At 44.9% G+C, this 8,618-nt stretch carries 10 protein-coding genes; 9 read left to right on the forward strand and 1 reads right to left on the reverse strand.

What is annotated here, in order from left to right; genetic code table 11:
- On the reverse strand, positions 1-1,586 hold a 1,586-nt coding region (locus tag ACY69O_RS03995), incomplete at its 3' end, for a peptidase U32 family protein (RefSeq protein WP_462332177.1).
- Between the two features lie 204 nt (positions 1,587-1,790).
- Between ACY69O_RS03995 and ACY69O_RS04000 the strand changes: the two genes are divergently transcribed.
- From ACY69O_RS04000 to ACY69O_RS04040, 9 genes are all read left to right on the forward strand, one after another.
- Positions 1,791-2,102, forward strand: a complete 312-nt coding sequence (locus ACY69O_RS04000) for a YerC/YecD family TrpR-related protein (RefSeq protein WP_462332178.1) — start codon at positions 1,791-1,793, stop codon at positions 2,100-2,102.
- Positions 2,103-2,109: 7 nt separating this feature from the next.
- Positions 2,110-3,297, forward strand: coding sequence for an ATP phosphoribosyltransferase regulatory subunit (gene hisZ, locus ACY69O_RS04005; protein ID WP_462332179.1), 1,188 nt, complete (start codon positions 2,110-2,112; stop codon positions 3,295-3,297).
- Positions 3,298-3,302: 5 nt separating this feature from the next.
- Complete coding sequence (locus tag ACY69O_RS04010; RefSeq protein ID WP_462332180.1) at positions 3,303-3,806, forward strand: HD domain-containing protein; 504 nt, start codon at positions 3,303-3,305, stop codon at positions 3,804-3,806.
- Positions 3,807-3,912: 106 nt separating this feature from the next.
- On the forward strand, positions 3,913-4,584 hold the full coding sequence (hisG, locus tag ACY69O_RS04015; protein ID WP_462332186.1) for an ATP phosphoribosyltransferase: 672 nt from the start codon (positions 3,913-3,915) through the stop codon (positions 4,582-4,584).
- The gene (hisD, locus tag ACY69O_RS04020; protein ID WP_462332181.1) at positions 4,581-5,921 is read left to right on the forward strand and encodes a histidinol dehydrogenase; all 1,341 of its coding nucleotides are present in this window, start codon (positions 4,581-4,583) and stop codon (positions 5,919-5,921) included. The genes hisG and hisD overlap by 4 nt, the downstream gene beginning before the upstream one ends.
- A 3-nt stretch (positions 5,922-5,924) precedes the next feature.
- Positions 5,925-6,989 carry a histidinol-phosphate transaminase gene (hisC, locus tag ACY69O_RS04025; RefSeq protein WP_462332182.1) on the forward strand — a complete coding sequence of 355 codons (1,065 nt, stop codon included), beginning with the start codon at positions 5,925-5,927 and terminating at the stop codon, positions 6,987-6,989.
- Positions 6,990-6,994: 5 nt separating this feature from the next.
- Positions 6,995-7,579 carry an imidazoleglycerol-phosphate dehydratase HisB gene (hisB, locus tag ACY69O_RS04030; RefSeq protein ID WP_462332183.1) on the forward strand — a complete coding sequence of 195 codons (585 nt, stop codon included), beginning with the start codon at positions 6,995-6,997 and terminating at the stop codon, positions 7,577-7,579.
- A gap of 21 nt (positions 7,580-7,600) precedes the next feature.
- Positions 7,601-8,209 carry an imidazole glycerol phosphate synthase subunit HisH gene (gene hisH / locus ACY69O_RS04035; RefSeq protein WP_462332184.1) on the forward strand — a complete coding sequence of 203 codons (609 nt, stop codon included), beginning with the start codon at positions 7,601-7,603 and terminating at the stop codon, positions 8,207-8,209.
- A gap of 13 nt (positions 8,210-8,222) precedes the next feature.
- On the forward strand, positions 8,223-8,618 hold a 396-nt coding region (locus ACY69O_RS04040), incomplete at its 3' end, for a HisA/HisF-related TIM barrel protein (protein ID WP_462332185.1).

An 8,618-nucleotide genomic window follows, 5' to 3' on the forward strand; every position in this document is an offset into this window, starting at 1 on the left:
GAATCCTGCGGATTGGACAGGGACGGGAAATCGTGGTCGCAAATCATTGACTCGTATGCACCGTGGACTATAACCTCCAATGGAGCATCTGCTTTCTTAGCCATATCCGTCAGCTGATGAAGCGAAAGCTCGTAGGAAATGGTGGAAAGGGATACACGGTGCCGCTTGAAGAATTCTGCCGCTGTATGGTTAAAGAGGTTAAGCGAGAAATCTGTCTGAAGCGGAAGTGATGTCTTTTTTTCGGCAAGATACATGCTTCCGGGATTGCCAAGCAGAATTCCGTCCGGCTTTAATGCTTCAACTGCTTCAAGCTGAAGCTCCAGCTCCTGTACCTCACGCATGGTTGTAGTGCGCGGGGTATCTAAAACGAAACGGACATTGTGCTTATGCGCGTAATCGATTGCTTCCTTCAATGCTGAAAGAGTCCATGGCTTGGCAGGCGCATATACTTCTCCGCCTGCATAAACTGCGTCAGCGCCGCCATCAATAGCTGCTTTTAAGCCTTCCATGTCCCGGACACGTACAGCGAGAGAGGATTTCTTTTCAACAGACGCTACTGCTTCCTGAGTGGTTTTTTCATCACCGTATTTAGCTTCGGGAATAGCCTTGCTGAAAAAGCGCGGCTCGCGTGTTCCGTCAAATCCGATTGCGTTTTTGTCCGGGTGTCCCATAGCAAAGCATGTGGAAAAGTCACGGGCACGGTTGTTGTAGAGTGCCTTCCAGTCTTCTTCATTGATCTGATATCCTGTCGGGTCGGCGATATATGCGTCGATAGCACGGCGGTAAATGCTGACAATCTCGTGAACGAAAGGAGCAGGGCGCATACGTCCTTCAATCTTGAAGGACGCGACACCTGCCTGAATCAAATCGGGCAGGTTGCGGTACATGCACATATCCTTTAATGCCAGCTTGTAAGGGCCGTCAGATGTGTCGGGTGCCTTCTCAAGAGTATCTTCATAGACGAGATCATAAGGCCATCTGCAGGGTTTAAGGCAGCGGCCGCGGTTTCCGCTCTGGCCGAACAATACACCGGAGTGTATGCACTGTCCGCTCTCGGAAATGCACATATCGCCATGAACGAAGTATTCAACTTCGATGCCTGTACGTTCGCGAAGAATGGAAAGCTCTGTAAGAGACATTTCACGGCTGGCAACGACACGTGTAATACCGTACTGCTGTAAGAGCTTTACAGCGTGCTCGTTATGGGTGTTCATCATAATGGATGCATGGAGAGGAATCTTGATTCCGAGACGTTTTACAAGCTCGATAACGGCAAAATCCTGTACGAGAATCGCATCAGGTTTAATCGTATCAAGGTATTGCAGGAACTTTTCCAAATCAGGAAGCTCTTCTTCGCTGATGAGGTTGTTTATGGTGATATAAAGGCGTACTCCATGCTCGTGCGTATATTTAATAGCTTCTTTGAGTTCTTCATCACTGAAATTCATATCCTGACGGTGCAGGCGCATGTTAAAATGCTTGCCGCCGAGGTATACAGCATCGGCTCCTGCATCTACAGCAGCTTTAAGAACTTCAAAGTTTCCTGCCGGTGCCAGAAGCTCGACAGATTCGCGTGTCAAAGTCATAAGTATTTTTCTCCTTTATTGAATTCTTTCATTATTATAAGCCTTAGTTCTTGTTTTGCCAACGTCAAACCTGCTAATGGGGCAGTCTGTAAAATTTTATTATCCTTTTACTTGTTTCTATACTAAAGTGTGCTATAATTATTTTATATTATTTTCACAGAGTAAAGGAATAAAGAGAAAAAATATTATGATGGTGGTGTTAGCATGATAAATCCCAAAATCAAAGATGAACTTACCGACCAGCTTTGTGATGCACTGCTTGTCCTGAAGACGCAGGAGGAATGCTACGAGTTTCTGGAGGATATATGTACTATAGGAGAGCTGAAGGCATTGGCGCAGCGTCTTGAGGTTGCGCGTATGCTTTCCGTAGGAAATACCTACGATGCGATTGTTGACCGCACAGGAGCGAGCACGGCAACAATCAGCCGCGTAAAAAAATGTCTTAATTACGGTGCTGATGGCTACAATATTATATTGCAGCGGTTCAAAGAAAAGGAAAACAGGAAGGCGGAATAAATATATTATGAAACCGGTTTTGAAGAATTCACTCAAGATTCCCTACGGAACACGGGATTTTTTACCTTTGGAAGCAGCATGCAAACGCTCTATAGAATCCACTCTCATGAATCTTTTTACGAAATGGGGCTATGATGAGATAGTTACGCCTTCTATAGAGTATCTTGATACCCTTACTATAGGGAACGGTCAGGCTATAGAGCCGCACATGTTCAAGTTTTTTGACCGCCAAAACCGCACACTGGCTCTGCGTCATGAAATGACTACGCCTATTGCCCGCGTTGTTGCAAGCCGCATGAGAGATGCGGTACGTCCGCTAAAGTTTTCATACATAAGCAATGTGTACCGCTATGAGCAGGCGCAGGCAGGGCGGCAGTGCGAGTTTTATCAGGCCGGTGTTGAGTTTATGGGGCCCAGCACGGCAGAGGCTGATGCGGAGATTATCGCTTTGGCAATAGAAGGACTGAAACAGAGCGGTCTCAAGAATTTCGAGGTATGTCTGGGACAGGTGGAATTCATCAACGGCCTTATGGGAGAGTTCCATTTTTCGGCCGAGACTCAGCTGAGTATCCGTGAAGCTCTTGAACGCCGCAATCTTGTAAAGCTGCAGGAAATTGTTGAAAAGACGCAGCTTCCTGAGAGCAGCAAGAAAATCCTTGCCTCGCTTCCGCTGCTGCACGGTGATAAGCAAATATTGAAAAAGGCTTGGGATATTGCGTGCAACGAGCAGAGCAGAAGAGCTCTGGATAATCTGTCTGCCATTTATCAGCTTTTGGAATCATACGGCGTGGCTGAGTTCGTTAAATTTGACCTGGGCGTTATACGTGATTTTGATTACTATACGGGAATGGTCTTTGAAATTTATACTCCTGAGCTGGGATTCCCTCTCTGCGGAGGCGGAAGATACGACCGCATGCTTTCGGATTTCGGCGCAGCATGTCCGTCAACGGGTTTTGCGCTTGGAATTGAAAGAATCATGCTGGCTGTCGAACGTGAGGGAGCATCACCTGAAACGCTGAAAAAGGACTGCTTCGTAGCTTATGCGCCTGGTAAGGTAAAAGCAGCTATTGAATCAGCTCAGAAAAAACGTGACGGGGATATGGTCGTTGAACTTGCTCCATCAGCTATGACAAAGGAAGAAGCGGAAGCATATCAAAAAGAGAAAAAATATACTTCGCTTCTGTATGTTGAATAATGGCCGTGCGGTTATATCAATTTTACCGTGCAGTTACTGCATCTCTGACAGAGCAAGACAGACAGTATGTGGAAAAATATCTGCCTGCCGAGGCTCAAAAGCTGTTTTGGAACATGTCTACAGCTGACAGGTATCACGCGCTTCATGTGGCGTATACTGCTATTGAAATTGCCAAGTCAGAGAAATGCGATTCCGATTTGCTGCGGCGGTCAGCCCTGCTTCACGATGTCGGAAGAACTGACGGAAGCATGAATGTATGGGAAAAGTCTATTGCTGTTATTATTGCCGGTTGTTTTCCTGAGTTTGCACGAAAGCTTGCTCAGAAAAATAACGGCTGGCTGTCAGGAATACTTCATATCTATTTTTTCCATCCGCAGATTGGAGCAGAAATGCTGGAGGAAATAGGTATGAACAAAGAAGCGGAGATAGTTTCTCATCATCATGACCATGTTGTACCGGAGAGCAATATAGAGCTTAGGATTCTTCAGCAGGCTGATTCTGAAAATTGATTATTTAAAAGAAATACGCTCAAATGAGTTGACAATGTTACAATCAAATGTTAGCATATCATCATATTAGTGCTTTAACATAATAAAGAGGTTAATGGAGGATATAATGCAGAGCAGGGAAAATGAGTATTTAACAATTGCATTACCCAAGGGAAAGCTTTTTCCGTTAGCTGTTGATTTATTTAAGGAAGCCGGAATATTTGCTGACGGGCTTACCGATTCATCACGCAAACTTGTTATCACGAATGAAGAGCAGAAGGTAAAATTTATTATCTCCAAAACTGCCGACGTTCCGACATACGTGGAATACGGCGCTGCCGATATTGGAATCATCGGTAAGGATGTGCTGGTAGAATCGGGGCAGGATGTTTATGAGCTTTTGGATTTGGGCTTTGGGAAATGTCATTTGATGATGGCTGTGCCAAAGGATAAAAAGCGTGATAAGCTGACTGATTACACACATACGAGGGTTGCGACAAAATTCCCGCATATCGCCGAAAAGTTTTTTAATGAGCACGGTATGCAGATGGAATATATAAAGCTTAACGGTTCAATAGAGCTTGGCCCGATAGTAGGTCTTTCCGAGAGTATTGTGGATATTGTCGAGACAGGAACTACATTGAAGGAAAATAATCTCGAAGAAATCGTCCATATTATGGACGCATCCGCGAGACTGGTAGCAAACCGTGTCAGCTTTAGGTTGAAGTTTGACCGTATATACAGCTTGACTGAAAAAATGAAACAGATTCTAACTGAAAGGGCTGAAATGAATAAATGAAAATCTTAAATGTAAAGGAACTCGGTGTTGAAAAGGTAGAAAAGTATTTGGAGAAGGCTCCCTTTGATCAGGTTGAGCTTAATCCTAAAATCCGTGAGGGAAATATCAAGCTGTTCGGACGTGATATGACGGCTGCAGAAATAGTGGATATGATTGTTTCTGATGTCCGCCGCGACGGTGACAAGGCTGTTATGAAATACACGAAGCTCATTGACCGTGCGGAGTTCACGCCGGACCAGTTTTTGGTAAGCGAAGAGGAGTTCGCTGCCGCAGAAGCACAGGCAGATCCGAAGGTTGTAGAATCCCTGAAAAAATCCATTGAAAATGTGCGCAGATACCATGAGGAGCAGAAACCGACCTCCTGGATGACATACAGAGAAAAGGGCTCCCTTCTCGGTCAGTCCGTTATTCCTCTTGACCGTGTCGGAATTTATGTTCCGGGTGGCACGGCAGCATATCCTTCCTCTGTTGTTATGAATGCTGTTCCGGCTGCTGTGGCAGGGGTTAAGGAAATTATTATGATGTGTCCGCCGCGCGACGGAAAAATCAATCCGTATGTTCTTTTGGCTGCAAAATATATAGGCGTAAAGAAGATTTACAAAATCGGAGGCGCACAGGCTATTGCCGCTGTTGCGTTCGGTACTGAAACAATCCCCCGTGTTGATAAGATTACAGGCCCGGGAAATATCTTTGTTACGCTTGCCAAAAAGGCTGTCTACGGACATGTTGATATTGATATGCTTGCAGGTCCGAGCGAGATTCTTATCGTCGCTGATGAAAAAGCAGATCCTGTCTATACTGCTGCAGATATGCTCAGCCAGGCAGAGCATGACCCGCTGGCATCAAGCATCGTTATAACGAACAGCGCTGAGCTTGCAGAGAAGGTGGCAGCAGAGGTAGAAAAACAGCTTGCGCAGCTGCCGCGAAAGGATATTGCAGGTGCTTCAATCGAGAGAAACGGTATGATAATTATCGCCGAGGATATGATGCAGGCAATGGATTTTGCAAATCTTTCCGCGCCTGAGCACCTTGAGCTGCTCACGGAAAATCCGTTTGAGCTTCTGCCATATGTACGCCATGCCGGTGCTGTTTTCCTTGGTGCATATTCTCCGGAGCCGCTGGGTGATTATTTTGCAGGCCCTGACCACATTCTTCCGACAGGCGGAACTGCACGGTACTATTCCGTACTCAACGTAGAAACATTTATGAAGCGCACAAGCTTTATTTCCTATACACAGCCGGCATTAAGTGATGTGTCTGAGGACATTATCCGCCTTGCCGAGACGGAGGGACTTCAGGCGCATGCCAACGCTATCCGTCTGAGAAGGGAGAAATAAGGTATGCTTGATTACCGAAAAGATATAAAGGATCTTCCTGTATATGATGTCGTAGAACGTGACTGGAACATCAAAGTAAACGCCAATGAATCCGGCTGGAATCTTCCACCGTTGGTTGAAGAACGGGTTATGAGCAGTTTATCACGGATTGCGTTCAACCGTTATCCCAACACAGAGCCGGAGGATTTGTCCGAAATAATCGCAAAGCGTTTTGGATTGCAGAAAGAGAATGTTTGGCTGGGAAACGGTTCCAGCGAAATAATCGACAAGGTTTTTTACGCCTTTGGCGGCGCAGGACATAAGATTGTATATATGCAGCCGTCCTTTTCCATGTACCCGATATGCGTAAAATCCGCAGATGCTGAAGGTATTGCTGTTCCTTTGGATGCTGATTATACGTTTAACGCGGATAAGTTTATTGAAGCAGTCAAAGGCCAGAAGGCATCATTGGCAGTTGTCTGCAATCCGAATAACCCTACGGGTGGATTGATTCCTGTTGAAGATATTGAAAAAATCGCCAAGGAAATTGACTGTGCGTTTTTAGTTGATGAAGCGTATATCGAGTTTGCAGGGAAAAAGGCAAGCGCGGTTTCGCTTATGTCCAAATATCCGCATTTAATGGTTGCGCGTACATTCTCAAAAGCATTTGGTCTTGCCGCAATAAGAGTGGGTTATCTTTTAGCAGACAAGGACATAATTGCAACATTGGGAAAGGTTTTTAAGCCATACTATCTCAATGTACTTTCCACGGTTGTTGCTTCTGTTGTTATGCAGATGTATGATGAATTTGATCCGCGCATTGAAATGGTGATAAGTGAACGCGACCGTATGTATGAGGAATTTCTGTCGCTTCCGGGAATTAAGGTATATCCTTCCGATACGAACTTCCTGCTTTTGAGATACGATAAAGCTAAGGAGTTAAATGAACGTCTTTTGAACTACGGAATCGGGGTAAGGAGCTTCGGCAAAGCGCCGATGCTTGATAACTGCCTGCGTATTTCCATCGGAACTCCTGAAGAAAACAATGCTGTTATGAAAGCAATTCGTGATTTTGCAGAAGGGCGGTAACTATAATGCGTAAAGCTGAAATCAGCCGCAAAACATTTGAAACATCAGTAAAGATCCGTCTCAATATAGATGGAAGCGGCAAAAGTTCCATAAAAACCGGAATCGGTTTTTTTGACCACATGCTTACATTGTTTGCAAAGCACGGGTCATTTGATATTGATGTTTCATGCAATGGCGATTTGAATGTCGATGGACATCATTCTGTTGAAGATATTGGCATCACTTTAGGCGATGCATTTTGTAAGGCGCTTGGAAAGAAAGAGAGTATTACACGATACGGCTCATTCTATGTGCCTATGGATGAAGCCCTTGCATTTGCGGCTATTGATATCAGCGGACGCCCGTTTATAGTATATGATTCAGGTGATGTTGCGCCGATGATTGGCGAATATGATACCGAACTTACCGAGGAATTTTTGCGCGCATTTGCTTTTCATGCAGGGATAACTCTCCATGCGAAGGTTCTTTACGGCACAAATTCGCATCACAAAATTGAGGCTGTTTTCAAAGCACTTGGACATGCGCTGAAAATTGCCTGCCACGAAGATAAAACAATAAAAGGTGTTTTATCTACAAAAGGAACTCTTTAATACGAAAGGTGTCACAATCCTATGATAGCGATTTTGGATTATGGTGTCGGAAATCTTTTTAGTGTTGAAAAAGCATTTCATTCTCTGGGTGCGGATGCTGTCGTTACATCCGACCCGTCCGTAGTGAGAAAAGCTGATAAGCTGGTTTTGCCGGGAGTCGGTGCTTTCGGCGACTGTATGAAAAACTTTGAAGCCAGCGGTCTTAAAGATGCTCTTAAAGAGCGTGTTGAGGCTGGAACGCCTATGCTGGGAATCTGCGTAGGGCTTCAGATTTTATTCGAAAGCAGTGAGGAATCTCCGAGAGTGCCCGGACTTGGTTTTTTGAAGGGCAAAGTGTGCAAAATCCGGGATACAGGACTAAAAATTCCGCACATGGGCTGGAATTCATTAAGTATTGTTGATAATCAGGACAATGGGCTGTTCAAAGGTTTATCAGGGCAGCCTTATGTCTATTTTGTACACAGTTTTCATGCTGTACCCGATAACAGTGATATAATTACATCTGTAACCGAATACGGTGAGAAGCTTACCGCGTCGGTTGCGTATAAAAATATTATGGCTGCACAGTTTCATCCTGAAAAATCAGGTGATGTTGGGTTGCAAATCTTAAAAAATTTTCTTGATTATTGAAAGGATGACTGGAATGGATATCTTTCCGGCAATTGATTTGCACGAAGGTAAATGTGTCCGCCTGTTCAAGGGCGATTTTAGTCAGAGTACAACCTTTTCGGATACTCCTGAAGCAGTTGCAAAGGAATTTGAGTCCTGCGGAGCACATTATCTGCACTTGGTTGACCTGGACGGTGCCTTATCGGGACATTCCGTTCATGCGGATATAATCCGCCGTATTACCGGGAACACTTCGTTAAAGGTAGAACTTGGCGGTGGAATACGCAGCATGGATAATATAGAAACGGCTTTGAATATTGGGCTATTTCGTGTAATCCTCGGTTCGGCTGCCGTAAGCAACCCTCAGTTGGTAAAAGAGGCATGCAGAGAGTTTGGTTCCGACAGGATTGTCGTGGGGATTGATGCACGA

This window comes from Schwartzia sp. (in: firmicutes) (assembly GCF_978017985.1).

Excerpts from the sequence above, each read along its gene's own strand:
- hisB (WP_462332183.1), top strand. The coding sequence starts at position 6,995 with ATGCGTAAAGCTGAAATCAGCCGCAAAACATTTGAAACATCAGTAAAG.
- hisG (WP_462332186.1), top strand. The coding sequence starts at position 3,913 with ATGCAGAGCAGGGAAAATGAGTATTTAACAATTGCATTACCCAAGGGA.
- hisH (WP_462332184.1), top strand. The coding sequence starts at position 7,601 with ATGATAGCGATTTTGGATTATGGTGTCGGAAATCTTTTTAGTGTTGAA.
- ACY69O_RS04000 (WP_462332178.1), top strand. The coding sequence starts at position 1,791 with ATGATAAATCCCAAAATCAAAGATGAACTTACCGACCAGCTTTGTGAT.
- hisZ (WP_462332179.1), top strand. The coding sequence starts at position 2,110 with ATGAAACCGGTTTTGAAGAATTCACTCAAGATTCCCTACGGAACACGG.
- hisC (WP_462332182.1), top strand. The coding sequence starts at position 5,925 with ATGCTTGATTACCGAAAAGATATAAAGGATCTTCCTGTATATGATGTC.
- hisD (WP_462332181.1), top strand. The coding sequence starts at position 4,581 with ATGAAAATCTTAAATGTAAAGGAACTCGGTGTTGAAAAGGTAGAAAAG.